The following is a 16,858-nucleotide window of genomic DNA, read 5'->3' as shown; positions in this document are numbered from 1 at the left end:
TGTATCGCTGCAGTAAGTGCAGCGATACGAATGGTCATGACAATTTATGATTTGCCATTAATTCCAACGCCTGAACCATAGCCGAGTGATCCAACTGGCTCCCCCCATTCGCGGCACAGGTATTAAATAATTCCTGACAGGTTGCCGTATTAGGCAAATTCAATGACAGTGCCTTGGCGCTTTGTAATGCAAGATTGAGATCTTTTTGATGCAATGCAATTTTAAAACCGGGCTCAAAGGTGCGCTTGATCATCCGCTCGCCATGAACCTCCAGAATACGGGAAGAGGCAAATCCGCCCATTAATGCCTGACGTACGCGAACAGGATCCGCGCCAGCTTTCGAAGCAAAGACTAACGCCTCTGAAACCGCTTCAATATTTAAGGCAACGATAATTTGGTTAGCCACCTTACAGGTTTGACCATCACCATTACCGCCGACCAGCGTGATGTTTTTACCCAAAATATCAAACAGCGGTTTGACCCGTGCAAATACATCTGGCTCACCGCCAACCATAATGGACAAGGTACCTTCGCGAGCGCCAATTTCCCCGCCAGAGACGGGCGCATCGAGGTAATCCCCACCCAACTCATTAACCTGTTTCGCAAAACGTTTGGTTTCGATAGGAGAGATAGAACTCATATCGACAATGGTTTTTCCCTGCAACGCGGTTTTGGCACAACCGTGTTCGCCAAAAAGCACTTCTTCCACCTGCGGCGTGTCCGGAACCATTATGAAGATGATGTCTGCGAAATCAGTTACCTGACGCGCAGTTTCAACATTAACGGCCCCCAATGACAGCAATTCGTCCGCAACCGGACCAATGGTCGTGACATGTAATTGATGTCCGGCGCGAGCCAGATTGACAGCCATTGGCGAACCCATAATACCCAGGCCAATAAATCCCAGTTTCATTTTTAACCTCTTATATCTCTGTCGGTTTTCCCGAATTCAGGCAACACGATCCCCTTCCAGCAAAGTGGAAAAATGACGTTGCCTGAAAACCCTTACAAATTATCGATATTGATTAATCCACGATAATCCCGCTTCGGTGGTGGTCAGTGGTTTATATTCACAACCAACCCATCCGTCATAACCTGATTTATCGATAAACTTAAAAATAAAGTCATAATTAATTTCACCGGTACCTGGTTCTCCGCGACGAGGGTTATCAGCAATTTGCAAATGACCTATTTTATTTGCCCATGTGGTCATGGTCTGGGTTAATTCCCCTTCCATTCGCTGCATATGGTAAATGTCATACTGAATCTTGATATTATTGCTACCGACGCTATCTATTAAAGCCAGCGCCTGCTGGGTCCCGGTGAGATGGAATCCAGGAATATCAAAATGGTTGATCGGCTCAATCAGCAATAAAATATCTTCTTTCGCTAACGCATTTGCCGCATAGCGCAGGTTTTCCACCAACGTCTGCTTGATCTGTTCGGCAGAAAACTCCACAGGTGTTTTACCTACCAGGCAATTGATCTTCTTATTGCCGAGCCCCTTCGCATAACGAACAGCCGCCGCGACGCCATCGCGAAATTCCTCTTCGCGGCCCGGAATACAGGCGATACCGCGTTCACCCGCTGCCCAGTCTCCGGCAGGCAGATTATGCAGCGTATGTTCCAGTTGGTTGGTCTGCAGTTTTTCCTTTAATACGTCAATGTCGTAATCGTAGGGAAACATAAACTCTACGCCACGAAATCCCGATTGTGCCGCTTTATCGAAGCGTTCAAGAAAACTGTATTCCAGAAACAGCATGGAAAGATTGGCTGAGAAACGTAACATCTGTCACCTCATCTATTCGTATTTCATAAAACAGGTTTCGGTTGGCGCATCGGTCGCACCGTCTGCAATCTCTTCAAACTCGGTCACATTATCCAGTTCGCTACCCATAGAGATGTTCGTCACACGCTCGAGTATCACTTCGACGACAACCGGAACGCGATACTGCGCCATCAGGGCTTTGGCTTGTTCAAATGCCGGAGCAAGATCCTCCGGCTTGAGCACGCGAATGGCTTTACAGCCTAATCCCTCTGCCACTTTGACGTGATCGACGCCATAACCGTTTACTTCGCTGGAGTTGATATTTTCGAACGCTAGTTGGACGCAGTAATCCATATCAAAAGCGCGCTGCGACTGGCGAATCAGGCCGAGATAGGCGTTGTTGACCAGAACATGGATATAAGGAATGTTGAATTGCGCGCCCACCGCCAGCTCTTCGATCAGGAACTGGAAGTCAAAATCGCCGGAAATCCCAACAACATTGCGCGCAGGATCGGCAACACAAACCCCTAATGCCGCCGGCAGCGTCCAGCCAAGAGGGCCAGCCTGACCGCAGTTGATCCAGTGGCGCTCTTTAAATACGTGCAGCATTTGCGCGGCGGCAATTTGCGATAACCCAATGGTAGTGACGTAGCAGACATCGCGACCGAAGGCTTTATTCATCTCTTCATACACACGCTGCGGTTTAACCGGGACATTGTCGAAGTGGGTTTTACGCAGTAACGTCCGCTTACGCTGTTGGCATTCATCAACCCAGGTATTCCGACAAGGTAAACGCCCGGCTTTCTGCATCTCTTGAGCAACGTCAATCAGCAAAGTCAGCGCGGCTTTAGCGTCAGAAACGATGCCTAAATCCGGGCAAAGAACGCGGCCAATTTGCGTCGGCTCAATATCGATATGAATGATTTTGCGTCCTTCGGTATATTTCGCAACGGAACCGGTGTGTCGGTTCGCAAAACGGTTACCAATACCGAACACCATATCGGAGGCTAGCAGCGTGGCGTTGCCGTAACGATGCGCCGTTTGTAACCCCACCATTCCGGCCATTAACTCATGATCGTCCGGGATGCATCCCCAGCCCATCAGCGTAGGAATTACCGGTACGTTGGTTAATTCAGCAAAGCGTTGCAACAGTTCGCTGGCATCAGCATTAATCACCCCGCCCCCAGCCACGATGACCGGGCGCTCAGCCTGAACCAGCATTTCCAGCGCTTTCTCAATCTGTTTGCGGCTGGCCGCAGGCTTGTAGATTGGCAGCGGTTCATACATGTCTGGATCGAATTCAATTTCTTCAACCTGAATATCAAAAGGCAAATCGATCAATACCGGACCAGGACGACCAGAGCGCATTACATGAAATGCCTGCTGCAAAACCCGAGGAAGCAGCGCGGCTTCACGCACCGTTACCGCCATTTTACTGACCGGTTTGGCAATAGATTCAATATCAACAGCCTGAAAATCTTCCTTATGCAGGCGAGCGCGAGGCGCCTGGCCGGTGATGCATAAAATAGGAATAGAATCGGCAGAAGCGGAATACAGCGCAGTAATCATGTCAGTGCCTGCCGGGCCAGAAGTGCCAAGGCAGACGCCAATGTTTCCTGCCGTCGCACGCGTATAGCCTTCCGCCATATGGGAAGCGCCTTCAACGTGACGAGCCAGAATGTGACGGATGCCTCCGTGCTTACGCATTGCGGAATAGAACGGGTTAATTGCCGCCCCCGGAACCCCAAATGCGGTGGTGATGCCTTCTTTTTCCAGCACATACATTGCCGCGTCAACGGCTCTCATTTTTGCCATTTCTTTCTACCTCTATTTATTGGAAAAATTTTCCAACTTTGAAAAAATCCAAAAAAGTCCCGCTCCTCTGAGCGGGTTGCGACTTAAGCTACGGGGGCTTTTAAACCCAGCGCCGTACTGATATCTCGTGCAGTATCCCGTACCAGCTCTCCCTGACTGATAAAACGATCTTCCGTCAGTCTGGATGCGGGCCCCGAAATAGAGATGGCAGCAACGACACTGCCTGCATCGTCATAGATAGCTGATGCGATGCAATTCAAACCAATAACATGTTCTTCGTGATCGATGATATAACCATTCTCACGCGCCAGTTCCAGATTACGCAGCAGAGTAGGAAAATCCACCAACGTGGTCGGCGTAAACTGCTGCAAACCCGTTTTCACGACGATGTCCATTAACTCTTCTTCCATCAACGGATAAAGCAGCGCTTTTCCCGCGCCGGAAGCATGTAACGGCATACGACTGCCTAAAGGTGCGCACATTCTGACCATCGATTTGCACTCCTTCTGACCAATCAACACCGCTTCGGTGCCATTGCGAATCGCGACATTAACCGTTTCGCCTGACAGCAGCATTAATCGGTGCATAAACGGTCCGGCTACCGACAGGACGTCGCGATTATGAATATACGCGGAGCCCACGTTAAATACGCCTAAACCAATGTGCCACCAGCCTAACTGGCTGTCCTGATAGACAAAATCAGCACCCTGTAAAACCTTCAACAGGCGAAAAGTCGTAGAGAGCGGTAAATCCAGACTGGCGGAAATATCGCTCACTGACGAACTGCCTCCACTTCTTTCGAGATACTGCAAAATCGCAATGCCTCTCTCAAGCGCCTGAGCGCCTTTCTGCGCAACTGGCTCCGCCTGTCCAGGCCTGCCACGCCGTCTTACTTCCGTCTCCACTACGCTTACTCCGGCCCAAAATATGAGCATAAACAATGAACAATATGCGCATATTAAGCAAGAAGGCCGATAGCGTCACGCAAAACAGAGCTCATGCGTCGGGATACTTTCAACATCGCAATTATCGCTGCCGCCGCGATCGACGGTCAGAAAATCGGTTACGGTTTGCCAGGCAAACAACGGGTGATGCCAGACATTTCGGTGGTAATTCACGCCCTGTTGTCCATTGGTGATAAAGGCTTTTAAGGTGGAAAGGTCCGGTTTGTCCTCACCGAGTGCGACAATCACCACAAACGCTTCGCCATTCATCGGCATAAATGCCTGGGTACCTAACGGGTGGCGCTCCAACTCATGCACAACAATCGGCGTTGCTGCCGGTTGCGCGCGATTGATACTGATGAGGGTGCGATCCTGCTTAAGGATCTCCACATTGGCCAGATCGTGATAACGTTCAACGAGCCCATCATTGATATGAAAAAAATCACGTTTGTGCGTCTCGATGACATCGCCATAGGCGCTGAACGTGTGCTGATTTAACGGTAAGACCTCAAGTTTCATCATTATTTCCTTGTAACTGAATTCCTCTAAACCGCAACCAGAACACTTAGCGGCTTCAATACCATGCAATCTAAAACCTTCGTGATTTAACATCAACACAAAAATTGGAAAAATTTTCCAAAACTAGATTTAGACCACAATTTGAACAAGGCCATTATGCAAAAATACTTATAAATCAGAGAACAAGAAATCAGGCTTGTAGAAGATCATTAAAGGAGTAGCTGACGATGTTTGACCCGGAAACACTGCGTACCTTTATCGGCGTCGCCGAAACGGGGAGTTTCTCCAGGGCGGCGGAGCGCTTGTGCAAAACCACAGCCACCATCAGTTACCGTATAAAGCTTCTGGAGGAAAACACCGGCGTCGCGTTATTTTTTCGCACTACCCGAAGCGTGACGTTAACCGCAGCAGGATCTCACCTTCTTTCTCAGGCAAAAGACTGGCTCGCCTGGCTGGACAGCATGCCCAGCGAATTGCAGCAAGTGAACGACGGTGTAGAGCGCCAGGTGAATATTGTGGTTAACAACCTGCTGTACAGCCCTGAAGCCGTCGCTCACCTGTTATCCTGGCTTAACGCCCGCTATCCCTTTACTCAGTTTCACTTTTCCCGGCAAATTTATATGGGCGTGTGGGATTCACTCTTGTATGAAGGATTCTCGCTGGCTATCGGCGTTACCGGCACGGAACCGATGACCAACACCTTTACCCTCGATCCTTTGGGTTCTGTTCAGTGGCGATTTGTTATGTCAGCGGATCATCCACTGGCAGACGCCAGCGGTCCATTAACAGAAGCGCAGCTGCGCCGTTTTCCGGCTATTAACATTGAGGATAGCGCGCGGACCCTGAGTAAACGGGTCGCATGGCGTCTTCCCGGTCAAAAAGAGATCATCGTCCCGGACATGGAAACCAAGCTTGCTGCTCATCTTGCGGGAGTCGGTATTGGATTCGTTCCGCAGCCGCTCTGCCAACCGTTGCTCGATAGCGGCCAGCTGGTCAGCAACATCATTCCCACCATGCGTCCCCCTTCTCCCTTAAGTCTCGCGTGGCATAAGTTTGGCGCGGGTAAGGCCGTTGAAGATATTGTCACGCTGTTCACCCAACGAAAATCTGAAATCGCCGGGTTTTTAGCAATTTTCAACAACTCACGCGATTGAAAATCAAGTCATCCTCTCATTTGGCGCGTAAAATGGTACGCAGGATGATTTGAGGTTTCGTTTTTTACTATGCAAGACACACAAACAGCACAGGACTACCGCGCGATTCTGCTCGCCGGTACGCCCTTAATCGATGTACGCGCGCCCGTCGAATTTCAGCAGGGCGCAATGCCGGGCGCAATCAACCTTCCCCTGATGAACGATGACGAACGTGCCGCTGTCGGTACCTGCTATAAACGTCAGGGGCCGGAAGCTGCGCTGGCACTTGGGCATCAGCTTGTTAGCGGTGACGTTCGCCAGCAGCGAATGGATGCCTGGCAAACTGCCTGCCGCCAGCATCCTGAGGGTTTTTTATGCTGTGCACGCGGCGGTCAGCGTTCGCACATTGTGCAGCAATGGCTACGTGAGTCCGGCATTGACTACCCGCTGGTACGCGGCGGTTATAAAGCCCTGCGTCAGGCGGCGATACAGATAACCGAAGATTTAGTACAAAAGCCCATCGTCTTAATTGGCGGCTGCACCGGCAGCGGTAAAACGCAGTTGGTGCAACAGCAGCCGAACGGCGTAGACCTCGAAGGTCTGGCGCACCATCGCGGCTCTTCTTTTGGCCGCACGGTAGAACCCCAACTGAGCCAGGCGAGCTTTGAAAACCTGCTTGCGGTCGAGATGCTGAAAACCGATAGCCGTCAGGAGCTGCATTGCTGGGTGCTGGAGGATGAAGGCCGCATGATTGGCGCCAATCATTTGCCCGAATGCCTGCGTGAGCGCATGAGCCAGGCCGCTATTGCGGTGGTGGAAGATCCCTTTGAGCTACGCCTGGAGCGGCTACGTGAAGAATATTTTGTGCGCATGCACCACGATTTCACCCAGGCTTACGGCGAGAGTCAGGGCTGGCAGGAATACAGTGAATATTTGCATCACGGCCTGTTCGCCATCCGCCGTCGTCTGGGGTTACAACGCTTCGCGGAGCTGACCGCGCTGCTGGACGTTGCCCTGCAAGCGCAACAGGCTAACGGCAGTACCGACGCGCATATGGGCTGGCTGGTACCGTTACTCAACGAATATTACGATCCGATGTATCGTTACCAGCTAGAGAAGAAAGCCGCGAAAATTGTCTTTCGCGGCTCATGGCAGGACGTGAATAACTGGGTCCAGGCGCATTAATGCCGGTCGCGCTTATCCGCGCGTTTCGCCAACCAGTCGCCCAGAACCTGAACAACCTGTACCAGAATAATCAGCGCCACCACGGTGACGATCATGACCTGGGTTTCGTAGCGGTAATAACCAAAGCGAATCGCCAGGTCACCTACCCCACCGCCGCCAACGATCCCGGCCATCGCGGAATACCCGATCAAGCTCACCAGCGTTATCGTCAACCCGCGCAGCAGACCCGCGCTGGCTTCCGGTAACAGCACGGTACAAATGATGCGCATCGGGCTGGCGCCAAAGGCTTCCGCCGCTTCAATAATACCTTTATCGACCTCGCGCAGGGCGCTGTCCACCAGACGGGCATAGAACGCAATCGCCGCCACCGACAGCGGTACCGACGCGGCAATCGGCCCGATGGTATTGCCGAGCAAAAACTGGGTTAGCGGCAGCAGCAGCACCAGCAGGATCACAAACGGCACCGAGCGGATGATATTCACCAGCACAGAACTGAGCAGATACACAAAACGGTTCTGCCAGAATAAATGGCGGTCGGTCACGAAGATTAAAAAACCCAGCGGCAGGCCGCCAACAACCGCCAGCACCGTTGAGATGCTTAGCATCTGAAAGGTTTCATTGAACGCCAGCGTCAAATCCGGCAATAAATCATCCACGAATCACCTCCACCTGTGCAGTACGTTGACGAATGTGCTCCACGGCGACATCCACCGCCGCAGGATTATGCGGCGCGGTCAGTTGCACCACTAAGATCCCCAGAGCGCGTTCGCCAATGTATTCAATTTTGCCGTGCAGAATGTTCACCGCCACGCCAAATTTAACCGCCACTTCAGACAGCACCGGCTGTTCAGCCGAATCGCCAATAAACAGAATCTTTAACAGCTGACCCGGCAGATGTTGCCGCAGGCGCTCGGGTAACGTCAGGTTGAGCGTATGCGACACCAGCTGCTGGGTGAACGCGTGCTGCGGATGGGCAAAGACATCAAACACCTCGCCGGATTCCACCACCTTGCCGCCAGACATCACCGCCACGCGATCGCAAATGGATTTGATCACGTTCATCTCGTGGGTGATCAGCACGATCGTGATCCCCAACTGGGTGTTGATCTGCTTGAGTAACGTCAGAATGGTCGCCGAGGTTTCCAGATCTAATGCGGAAGTAGGTTCATCACAAAGCAGTACATCCGGGTGGTTGGCAATCGCACGGGCGATACCCACGCGCTGCTTTTGCCCACCGCTGAGCTGAACCGGAAAACGGTTGGCTTTATCAGACAAGCCCACCAGGGCCAGGATCTCCGTCACGCGCGGGGCAATTTTACTACGCTCCCAGCCCGCGGCCTTCAGGCTAAAGGCAACGTTTTGCGCCACGGTGCGGGTATGCATCAGGTTAAAATGCTGGAAGATCATGCCAATACGCTGACGCGCTTTGCGTAAATTGCTCCCCTCGAGCGCAGAGATTTCCACACCATTCACTTTTACGCTTCCCTGACTCGGACGCGTTAAGGCGTTCAGCGTACGCAGCAAGGTACTTTTTCCTGCGCCGCTGGTCCCGACAATACCGAATATCTCGCCTGCGCCGATACGCAAGCTAACGTCATCCACCGCGCGGGTTGACGGCCCGCGGCCTGCAGTGAAATCCACGCAAACCTTCTCAATCTCAATCATAGCCACCTCAGAAATGCGAAAAGGGCAGTCATCGCTGCCCTGTTAAACCGTTGGCGCAGCGATTATTGGGCTGCCGACATCCATTCCGGTTTCTGGAAGGCGCTGTAGATATTTTTCGGGTCATCGATCACGGCGCGATACGCCGGAGATTTCACCGCTTCAACAATGTCTTTGGCGAACGGTTTATCCGCATCTTCACTGCGTACCGCAATGATATTTTTCAGATTTTCGTCCAGATGTTCTTGCTTGATGGCGCTGGTAAGATCCAGCTTTGCCGCCACGGCGAAGTTACCGTTGACCAGCGCCCCGGTCACGCCGTCCAGCGTGCGCGGCAGCTGCGCGGCTTCCAGCGGTTTAAACACCAGCCCTTTCGGGTTGCTGGCGATATCACGCTCGGAGGCTTTGGTCGGATCGATGTTATCTTTAATGGTTACCAAATCGATGGACTGCAGGAAGCGCAAACCGCGAGCCAGGTTGGTTGGATCGTTGGAAAGCGTGATCACATCACCTTTTTTCAACTCATCCAGGCTTTTGATTTTATGAGAATAAAAACCCATTCCGGCCGTCGGGACCACAATTAGCCTACTCAGCTTCAGGCCCTTATCGGCGGTGAATTTGTCAAAGTACAGCGAGTGCTGGAACAGGTTAGCGTCAATGCTACCGTTGGAGAGCGCCATATTTGGCTGGACGTAGTCGCTGAATTCGCGCACCACGACCTTGTAGCCCTTTTCTTTCAGCGTTGGTGCAATAGCCTGCTTCACCATATCGCCATACGGACCCGGTGCGACGCCGAATACGATGGTGTGCGGATCGCTATTCGCGTGGGCAAGCTGTAAGCCGCAGGCCAGTAACAATGCTCCGGTCGCGACGCGTAAACTTTGGCGCAATCCCATAATCTCTCCATTTTAACGTTGTGATGTGGTGTCTCACGCCGTTCATGCGGCGTTGTTGTTGTTGGCCTGTTAACAGGCTGATTCTTAACATGACACAGATCACACGCTGCTGTCCTTGAAATTATTTCATGATGTTGCAGAGTGTGTCGTTAAACGGAGATGGGAGAGATGTCCTGTCAGATCTCACTGGCAGGACAAATACGACTTAGAAGTCGTAACGCAGACGCACCAGGTTCATGTCGCCCAGGTTGTCGGTGCTGGAAGTGAAGACGTGTTCGTAATCCACACGGAAACCGTAATCCAGCTGGAAGCTGATCCCCACGCCGTTGTCGGTACGCAGGTAGTTACGGCCATTCACGTATTCAATACGATCGCCCATGAAGTATGGCTGAACGGATTTCAGCGCATACTGACCCACCGGGAAGGTGTAACCCGCGAAGTATTCCAGGCCCCATGCATCGCCGGCAAAATAGTCGTTAACCGACACTTTTTTGGTGGTCATGAAGTTCTGGTACCAGCCGCCGCCCAGGGAGAGGGTCCAGTTGTCCGGTTTCCAGCTCAGCGCGGTACCGACGATGTTTTGATCGTAGGTTTTGCTGGTGTTGCCACGCATTTCCGCACGGGTGTAGTTCCACGCCGTACCCCAGGTTAAGTCATCGGTAATGTGGTAATCCACCCCCAGCGAGCCGCCGCCTTTACGTTTGTAGCGCAACCCGTTGTTCGGGTTGTAATCATCGCTGAACAGGTAAGACGCGTAGAGATCAACATCGCCTACCGTATTTTTATACTTCAGCGATTTACGCGTACGATATGAACCATCGTAGTCACCATTGATACCGTTACCTGGCGCCTGACCGATCATGTCGTAGTCCCAAATATCCGTTTTCGCACCGACCACATCATAGTAAATGCTGTTCTGTTGACCGAAGGTCAGCGTCCCCCAGGTTGCGCTCTTCAGCCCGGTGTACAGCATACGACGCGTGGTATCGTTGGCGCCGTTAGCATAGTGGTTATCCCAGTTGAACATCGCCGGGAAGTTAACGCCCAGCTCGTAGTAGCTCACCCAACTGATGTCATCAAACAGATAGTAGTCTGCGGCGAAGCGGAAACGGGTACCGCCGTCAAAACCATTTCGTTTGTAACCATTCTTACCATCGTCGCCCGCCATGTTCTGGAACTGGGGACGGATACTGCCGCCGACGGTGAAGTTAAGACGGCTCAGCGGATTACCCGCCTGTGGGTCTTGTTTCAGAACGGTGATTTCCGCCTGGGAGGCGAACGTCGTTAATGCCACTGCTGCGCCGATCGATACCGCCAGCGCTGTTTTTTTTATAGTCATGGTTTGTTTTACCTTGATAGATAGCCTGCCAATTATTCAGCGCACAAATATTAACGTTTATTAATACTCTCGTGTTGGCAGGTTTTTAATGTTCTGTGCGGTTAAATATCAAGGAGTTATCAAAATGTGCGGTATAGACGAAAAATACGCACCGGGATAAAAACCGGTGCGTAATCATCACTGAAATGAATTAACTATTAAACTGGCGGAACAGGGCTTTGCCTTTTAGCAGGCGTGCGCCGAGCCACCCACCGCATAATGAGAGTAGCAGCGCCCCGCAAACCGGTAATACAACCCACAGCCGCCAGTCAGGCTCCCACGGAAAATCAAACACGCGGGTTTGCAGCACCGCCAGCGCCGTCTCTGCGCCGATAGCGGCCACCAGCCCGGAGACCATCCCCAACATAGCGAATTCGCACCATAGCGTGGTACGCAGCAGCTTCTTGCCTGCCCCCAGCGTACGCCAGACCACCAGCTCCTGATGACGCTGACGCATCCCGACCTGCACCTGCGCCAGCAGCAGCAACATGCCACAGGCGGTGACCAGCACCACCATCACCTCCAGCGCGCGGCTCACCTGCTCCAGTACCTGGCTCACCTGTTTGAGGATGGCGCCGATATCCAGCAGGCTGATGGTCGGAAACTCGCGATTAAGCTGCGTTAGCATACCGTTGCCATTTTCCCAACGGAAGCTGGTCAGCCAGCTTTGCGGCTGCCCGTCCAGCGCGCCGGATGGGAAGATGAAGAAGAAGTTAGGCCGCAGGCTTTCCCAGTCCACTTTGCGCAGACTGCTGACCGTGGCGCTGAAATCCTGGGTGTCCCCCATAAAGGTGACCCGATCGCCGAGCCTGACGTTCAGCCGTTTCGCCAGCCCCTCTTCCATCGACACTTCGCCCGCTTTTGGCGGCCAGCTTCCGGCAACAATCGGGTTATGATCCGGGCGGGTATCCTGCCAGGTCAGGTTTAGTTCGCGGTTGAGCGACTCATCCTGATTGCCTTCGGTCGGCTTCTCATTGATGGCGGTCAGACGCGCCCGCACAATCGGATAGAACGACTCCGGGATCACCTGATGCTCAGACAGGAACGCTTTCAGCGGCACCACCTGTTCAGTGGCAATGTTGATGAGGAAGTAGTTCGGGCTTTCCGGCGGCATTTGCTGCTGCCAGCGATCGAGCAGATCGCCTCGTAGCACCAGCAACAGCGCCAGCAGCATAAAGGAGAGCGAAAAGGCCGACAGCTGACTAAGCGTTGACCACGGCTGGCGCAGCAGGCGACTGACCGCTAAACGCAGCGGCAACGAGGTGAGCGTCAGGCCGCGCAGCAGGTTAAGCAGCATCCAACCCAGCACGCCGCACAGCAGCGCCAGCACCACAGCACCAGCCAGTACCGCCCACAACAACATGCTTCCGCCCATCAGTCCGGCCAGCAGCGCAACCACAACTATCATCGCCACGGGCAGATAGATCTTCAGCGGCCAGACGTTTGCCACCACGTCGCGACGCAATACCCGCAGCGGTTGCGTGGCCAGCAGCAGGCGGTAAGGGCGTAGCCCGACCAGCAGAGAAATGACGGTCATCGTACCGAATGCCCACAGCCACGGCCACAGGCTGGCAGGCGGCAATTCACCCGGCAAAACGGGCCTGAGCAGTAGCACCAGCACACGTTCAAACAGCAGCCCACACGCCCCGCCGGTGACGCCGGACAGAGCCAGCACCATCAGCCACTGGCCGATAATCAGCTTGCGCAGTTGCGCCCTGCCCGCGCCGAGCGTTTTTAATATTGCCACCAGATCGTAGCGGCTGCGGCAGTAATGATTCATCGCCACGGCAACGGCAGCCACCGCCAGCAGCAGCGTTAACAGTGCCGACAGCAGGAGGAACTGTTGCGAACGCTCGAGAGATTTCCCCAACGCACCCTCATCCTGCTCCAGACCGTACCAGCGCTGTTCCGGCTTTAACTGCGGCAGCAGCCACTTTTCATAAGCTTCAAGCTGCTGCGCCGTCCCGCCAAATTTATAGCGCCAGGTCACACGGCTTCCCGGCTGGACCGCCCCCGTTTTTTCGACATCCGCGATGTTCATCATCAGGCGTGGCGCGATCTGGAACGGGTTAAAGCCGGAATCCGGCTCCTGTACCACTTCGCCTGCTATACGCAGCGTGGCGTCGCCCACATCAATGGAATCGCCGGTTTTCAAATTGAGCAGCGCCATCAGACGCGGGGCCAGCAGCACCGAACCGGGCTGCGGTTTCAGCCCCGGAGGATCGGTTTGCAGGTTGCCATACATTGGGTACACGTCATCCACCGCTTTGACGTTTGCCAGCTGTGGGGTATCGGCAGCAAAAGTCATGGTGGCGAAGGTCAGCTGCTCGCCCACTTTCAGGCCGCGCTGTCGCGCCTCGTCAATCCACGCTTTCGGTACATCCCGCGAGCTTTGCAGCGCCCTGTCGCCCGCCATAAATTCGCGGCTTTGCTGGCTCAGCCCTTTTTCCATGCGGTCACTGATATTCCCCAGCGCCAGCACGCAGGCCACCGCCAGGCTCAGCGCCAGCCAGACAATGAGTAATGAGGGTGAGCGCCATTCGCGCCAGAACCAGCGTGCAATCATGCCTCCTCCTGTAACTGCCCGTTCACCAGACGCAAGCGCCGGTCGCAACGCGCCGCCAGCTGCGGGTCATGGGTCACCAGAATCAGGGTGGTGCCGTGTTCACGGTTGAGGGAAAACAGCAGATCGGCAATTTTGTCCCCGGTTTGTCGGTCAAGGTTGCCCGTCGGTTCATCGGCAAACAGCACGTCCGGTCGGCCGTTAAACGCCCGCGCCAGCGCCACGCGCTGCTGCTCCCCGCCGGAAAGCTGAGCCGGAAGGTGGTCGAGGCGTTTGCCTAATCCCAACTGCTCCAGTAAGGCTTTAGCTCCGGCCTGGCTGGAACCGCTATTTTCGCCGCGCAGTAACGCGGGCAGCTCAACGTTCTCCAACGCATTGAGAGTCGGAATAAGCATAAAGGACTGAAAAACAAAGCCAACATGTTGTGCGCGCAGCTGCGCCCGGGCCTCTTCATCCATGGTATGCAACGGCTTCCCGACCAGGCTGACTTCGCCGCTCGAGCCATCGTCCAGCCCGGCGAGGATCGCCAGCAGCGTGGATTTCCCCGATCCCGACTCGCCAATCAGCGCAATGGTCTCGGCGCGTTTGACAACCAGTTCAACTCCGGTAAGGATGGATAACTCCTGATCACCCTGACCGACGGATTTCTTAAGATGATGAACTTCAACAATGTTTTCCGCTGGCATTTGCCCTTCCTGTTCCTGGTTCTGTTAACTTTCCGCGTCGCCGCAGCGGACACGTTATTAATTCTGGGTGACAGCCTGAGTGCCGGATACCGTATGTCTGCCAGCGCGGCGTGGCCAGCGCTGCTTAATGATAAATGGCAAAGCAAAACGTCGGTGGTGAATGCCAGCATTAGCGGCGACACCTCACAGCAGGGCCTGGCGCGCCTGCCCGCGTTACTGCAACAGCATCAGCCGCGCTGGGTGCTGGTCGAACTGGGCGGTAACGACGGCCTGCGCGGATTTGCGCCCGCGCAAACTGAACAGACTCTGCGTAAAATTTTACACGACGTCAAAGCGGCGAATGCCGAACCGCTGCTGATGCAAATTCGTCTGCCAGCAAACTACGGTCGCCGTTATAATGAAACCTTTAGCGCAATTTATCCAAAGCTCGCCAGCGAGTTTAATATTCCTCTGCTGCCCTTTTTTATGGAAGAGGTCTATCTAAAACCCCAGTGGATGCAGGATGATGGTATCCACCCTAATCGTGACGCCCAGCCGTTTATTGCCGACTGGATGGCGAAACAACTCACGCCTTTAGTTAACCACGACTCGTAAAACAACGGAGATCCTGACAGGTAAAGTTATGCAAAAATCGGTCTTAATAACAGGATGTTCCAGCGGAATCGGCCTGGAAAGCGCACTTGAGCTGAAGCGCCAGGGTTTTCAAATTCTGGCAGGCTGCCGTAAACCTGACGATGTCGCACGCATGAACGGCATGGGATTCACCGGCATCTTGCTGGATCTGGATTCACCCGAAAGCGTGGATCGCGCCGCCGATGAGGTGATCGCCCTGACCGATAATCGTTTGTATGGGATCTTTAACAACGCCGGATTCGGCGTGTATGGCCCGCTGCCAACCATCAGCCGTGAGCAGATGGAACAGCAATTTTCCGCCAACTTCTTTGGCGCGCACCAACTCACTATGCGTTTGTTGCCCGCCATGTTACCCCATGGCGAAGGGCGCATTGTGATGACTTCATCAGTGATGGGGCTCATATCCACGCCGGGACGCGGCGCCTATGCCGCCAGCAAATACGCACTGGAAGCCTGGTCTGATGCGCTACGCATGGAGTTACGTCACAGTGGAATCAAAGTCAGCCTGATTGAACCCGGCCCTATCCGTACGCGTTTCACTGAAAACGTTAACCAGACCCAGAGCGATTCCCCGGTTGAAAACCCCGGTATTGCCGCACGTTTTACGCTGGGACCGGAAGCGGTTGTCGCCAAAGTGCGCCATGCTTTTGAGAGCGATAAACCGAAACTGCGCTATCCCGTCACCCTGGTGACCTGGGCGGTCATGCTGTTGAAACGCCTGTTGCCAAGTCGCGTAATGGACAAAATTTTACAGGGCTGAGTTGAAGCCTACGCGTCTGCCCCCATGTAAAAACAAATCGACGAATAGAGAGTGACTCCATGTCCGTACAAAATATTGTCAATATTAACGAATCTAACCTGCAGCAGACCCTTGAACTGTCGATGACCACGCCGGTCCTGTTCTATTTCTGGTCTGAACGCAGCCAGCATTGCCAGCAACTGACGCCGGTGCTGGAAAGCCTGGTCGCCCAGTACAACGGTCAGTTTATTCTCGCCAAACTGGACTGCGACGCCGAGCAGATGATCGCCTCGCAGTTTGGCCTGCGCGCCATTCCAACGGTGTACCTGTTCCAGAACGGTCAGCCGGTGGACGGATTCCAGGGACCTCAGCCAGAAGAGGTTATTCGCGCACTGCTGGAGAAAGTGTTGCCGAGCGAAGAAGAACTGAAAGCGCGCCAGGCCATCGAGTTCATCGAAGCAGGTAATCACGCCGACGCGCTACCGCTGCTGAAAGAAGCCTGGCAGATTTCCAATCAGAGCAGCGAAATTGGCCTGCTGCTGGCGGAAACGCAAATTGCCCTGAACCGCTCCGACGACGCCGAAGCGGTGCTGAAAACCATTCCGTTGCAGGATCAGGACACCCGCTATCAGGGTCTGGTCGCACAGATCGAACTGCTGAAACAGGCGGCGGATACGCCGGAAATTCAGCAACTGCAGCAACAGGTGGCGGAAAACCCGCAGGATGCCGCGCTGGCTACCCAACTGGCGATCCAGTTGCATCAGGTCGGACGTAACGAAGAGGCGCTGGAGTTACTGTTCAGCCACCTGAGAAAAGATCTTGCCGCCGCTGACGGCCAGGCACGTAAGACTTTCCAGGAGATCCTCGCCGCACTGGGAACCGGTGATGCACTGGCCTCAAAATACCGCCGCCAGCTGTACGCGTTGTTGTACTAACC

16 protein-coding genes are annotated in these 16,858 nt (G+C 53.9%); 5 read left to right on the top strand and 11 right to left on the bottom strand.

Annotation, left to right across the window (positions count from 1 at the left end; all coding sequences use genetic code 11):
- Nucleotides 1-34 precede the first annotated feature (34 nt).
- From glxR to allA, 5 genes are all read right to left on the bottom strand, one after another.
- Nucleotides 35-913 (bottom strand): 2-hydroxy-3-oxopropionate reductase, encoded by an 879-nt coding sequence (glxR, locus tag JQ822_RS00940; RefSeq protein ID WP_213131893.1) that lies wholly within the window; start codon nucleotides 911-913, stop codon nucleotides 35-37.
- A gap of 99 nt (nucleotides 914-1,012) precedes the next feature.
- Entirely contained in the window at nucleotides 1,013-1,789 is a 777-nt protein-coding gene (hyi, locus tag JQ822_RS00935) for a hydroxypyruvate isomerase (protein WP_213131892.1), read from the bottom strand.
- 12 nt (nucleotides 1,790-1,801) lie between these two features.
- A complete protein-coding gene (gene gcl / locus JQ822_RS00930; RefSeq protein ID WP_213131891.1) occupies nucleotides 1,802-3,583 on the bottom strand; it encodes a glyoxylate carboligase in 1,782 nt (593 codons plus the stop codon).
- An 83-nt stretch (nucleotides 3,584-3,666) separates the two neighbouring features.
- On the bottom strand, nucleotides 3,667-4,518 hold the full coding sequence (allR, locus tag JQ822_RS00925) for an HTH-type transcriptional repressor AllR (protein ID WP_213131890.1): 852 nt from the start codon (nucleotides 4,516-4,518) through the stop codon (nucleotides 3,667-3,669).
- Between the two features lie 45 nt (nucleotides 4,519-4,563).
- The gene (gene allA / locus JQ822_RS00920) at nucleotides 4,564-5,046 is read right to left on the bottom strand and encodes an ureidoglycolate lyase (RefSeq protein WP_213132947.1); all 483 of its coding nucleotides are present in this window, start codon (nucleotides 5,044-5,046) and stop codon (nucleotides 4,564-4,566) included.
- 227 nt (nucleotides 5,047-5,273) lie between these two features.
- Between allA and allS the strand changes: the two genes are divergently transcribed.
- Complete coding sequence (allS, locus tag JQ822_RS00915; protein ID WP_213131889.1) at nucleotides 5,274-6,200, top strand: HTH-type transcriptional activator AllS; 927 nt, start codon at nucleotides 5,274-5,276, stop codon at nucleotides 6,198-6,200.
- 69 nt (nucleotides 6,201-6,269) lie between these two features.
- A complete protein-coding gene (gene mnmH / locus JQ822_RS00910; RefSeq protein ID WP_213131888.1) occupies nucleotides 6,270-7,364 on the top strand; it encodes a tRNA 2-selenouridine(34) synthase MnmH in 1,095 nt (364 codons plus the stop codon).
- Here the strand turns inward: mnmH and JQ822_RS00905 are convergent.
- From JQ822_RS00905 to ybbA, 6 genes are all read right to left on the bottom strand, one after another.
- Nucleotides 7,361-8,020: a methionine ABC transporter permease gene (locus JQ822_RS00905; RefSeq protein ID WP_213131887.1), complete on the bottom strand. Its 660-nt coding sequence runs from the start codon at nucleotides 8,018-8,020 to the stop codon at nucleotides 7,361-7,363. The genes mnmH and JQ822_RS00905 overlap by 4 nt on opposite strands.
- Nucleotides 8,013-9,029, bottom strand: a complete 1,017-nt coding sequence (gene sfbB / locus JQ822_RS00900) for a virulence-associated ABC transporter ATP-binding protein SfbB (RefSeq protein WP_213131886.1) — start codon at nucleotides 9,027-9,029, stop codon at nucleotides 8,013-8,015. Before sfbB ends, JQ822_RS00905 begins: the two co-directional genes overlap by 8 nt.
- A gap of 62 nt (nucleotides 9,030-9,091) precedes the next feature.
- Nucleotides 9,092-9,922, bottom strand: coding sequence for a MetQ/NlpA family ABC transporter substrate-binding protein (locus JQ822_RS00895; RefSeq protein WP_213131885.1), 831 nt, complete (start codon nucleotides 9,920-9,922; stop codon nucleotides 9,092-9,094).
- A gap of 205 nt (nucleotides 9,923-10,127) precedes the next feature.
- A complete protein-coding gene (locus JQ822_RS00890; protein WP_213131884.1) occupies nucleotides 10,128-11,261 on the bottom strand; it encodes a porin in 1,134 nt (377 codons plus the stop codon).
- A 190-nt stretch (nucleotides 11,262-11,451) separates the two neighbouring features.
- Entirely contained in the window at nucleotides 11,452-13,866 is a 2,415-nt protein-coding gene (gene ybbP / locus JQ822_RS00885; RefSeq protein WP_213131883.1) for a putative ABC transporter permease subunit YbbP, read from the bottom strand.
- Nucleotides 13,863-14,549, bottom strand: coding sequence for a putative ABC transporter ATP-binding protein YbbA (gene ybbA, locus JQ822_RS00880; RefSeq protein ID WP_213131882.1), 687 nt, complete (start codon nucleotides 14,547-14,549; stop codon nucleotides 13,863-13,865). Before ybbA ends, ybbP begins: the two co-directional genes overlap by 4 nt.
- Here ybbA and tesA point away from each other — a divergent pair.
- The 3 genes from tesA to JQ822_RS00865 are packed head-to-tail and all read left to right on the top strand — an operon-like array spanning nucleotide 14,517 to nucleotide 16,856.
- Nucleotides 14,517-15,143, top strand: coding sequence for a multifunctional acyl-CoA thioesterase I/protease I/lysophospholipase L1 (gene tesA / locus JQ822_RS00875; RefSeq protein WP_213131881.1), 627 nt, complete (start codon nucleotides 14,517-14,519; stop codon nucleotides 15,141-15,143). The two genes, ybbA and tesA, sit on opposite strands and share 33 nt — an antisense overlap.
- A gap of 28 nt (nucleotides 15,144-15,171) precedes the next feature.
- The gene (locus JQ822_RS00870; RefSeq protein WP_213131880.1) at nucleotides 15,172-15,942 is read left to right on the top strand and encodes an SDR family oxidoreductase; all 771 of its coding nucleotides are present in this window, start codon (nucleotides 15,172-15,174) and stop codon (nucleotides 15,940-15,942) included.
- A 59-nt stretch (nucleotides 15,943-16,001) separates the two neighbouring features.
- Nucleotides 16,002-16,856, top strand: coding sequence for a co-chaperone YbbN (locus JQ822_RS00865; RefSeq protein ID WP_213131879.1), 855 nt, complete (start codon nucleotides 16,002-16,004; stop codon nucleotides 16,854-16,856).
- The last annotated feature ends 2 nt before the right edge of the window (nucleotides 16,857-16,858 follow it).

The sequence above is a fragment of the Citrobacter sp. FP75 genome (genome assembly GCF_018342065.1).
GTDB lineage: Bacteria > Pseudomonadota > Gammaproteobacteria > Enterobacterales > Enterobacteriaceae > Citrobacter.
Note: the sequence above shows the minus strand (reverse complement) of the source record. Positions and strands in the feature narration are given on the sequence as shown.

Excerpts from the sequence above, each read along its gene's own strand:
- sfbB (WP_213131886.1), bottom strand. The coding sequence starts at position 9,029 with ATGATTGAGATTGAGAAGGTTTGCGTGGATTTCACTGCAGGCCGCGGG.
- JQ822_RS00870 (WP_213131880.1), top strand. The coding sequence starts at position 15,172 with ATGCAAAAATCGGTCTTAATAACAGGATGTTCCAGCGGAATCGGCCTG.
- JQ822_RS00890 (WP_213131884.1), bottom strand. The coding sequence starts at position 11,261 with ATGACTATAAAAAAAACAGCGCTGGCGGTATCGATCGGCGCAGCAGTG.
- allR (WP_213131890.1), bottom strand. The coding sequence starts at position 4,518 with ATGCTCATATTTTGGGCCGGAGTAAGCGTAGTGGAGACGGAAGTAAGA.
- ybbP (WP_213131883.1), bottom strand. The coding sequence starts at position 13,866 with ATGATTGCACGCTGGTTCTGGCGCGAATGGCGCTCACCCTCATTACTC.
- JQ822_RS00865 (WP_213131879.1), top strand. The coding sequence starts at position 16,002 with ATGTCCGTACAAAATATTGTCAATATTAACGAATCTAACCTGCAGCAG.
- gcl (WP_213131891.1), bottom strand. The coding sequence starts at position 3,583 with ATGGCAAAAATGAGAGCCGTTGACGCGGCAATGTATGTGCTGGAAAAA.
- glxR (WP_213131893.1), bottom strand. The coding sequence starts at position 913 with ATGAAACTGGGATTTATTGGCCTGGGTATTATGGGTTCGCCAATGGCT.
- tesA (WP_213131881.1), top strand. The coding sequence starts at position 14,517 with ATGATGAACTTCAACAATGTTTTCCGCTGGCATTTGCCCTTCCTGTTC.
- hyi (WP_213131892.1), bottom strand. The coding sequence starts at position 1,789 with ATGTTACGTTTCTCAGCCAATCTTTCCATGCTGTTTCTGGAATACAGT.
- allS (WP_213131889.1), top strand. The coding sequence starts at position 5,274 with ATGTTTGACCCGGAAACACTGCGTACCTTTATCGGCGTCGCCGAAACG.
- mnmH (WP_213131888.1), top strand. The coding sequence starts at position 6,270 with ATGCAAGACACACAAACAGCACAGGACTACCGCGCGATTCTGCTCGCC.
- allA (WP_213132947.1), bottom strand. The coding sequence starts at position 5,046 with ATGAAACTTGAGGTCTTACCGTTAAATCAGCACACGTTCAGCGCCTAT.
- ybbA (WP_213131882.1), bottom strand. The coding sequence starts at position 14,549 with ATGCCAGCGGAAAACATTGTTGAAGTTCATCATCTTAAGAAATCCGTC.
- JQ822_RS00895 (WP_213131885.1), bottom strand. The coding sequence starts at position 9,922 with ATGGGATTGCGCCAAAGTTTACGCGTCGCGACCGGAGCATTGTTACTG.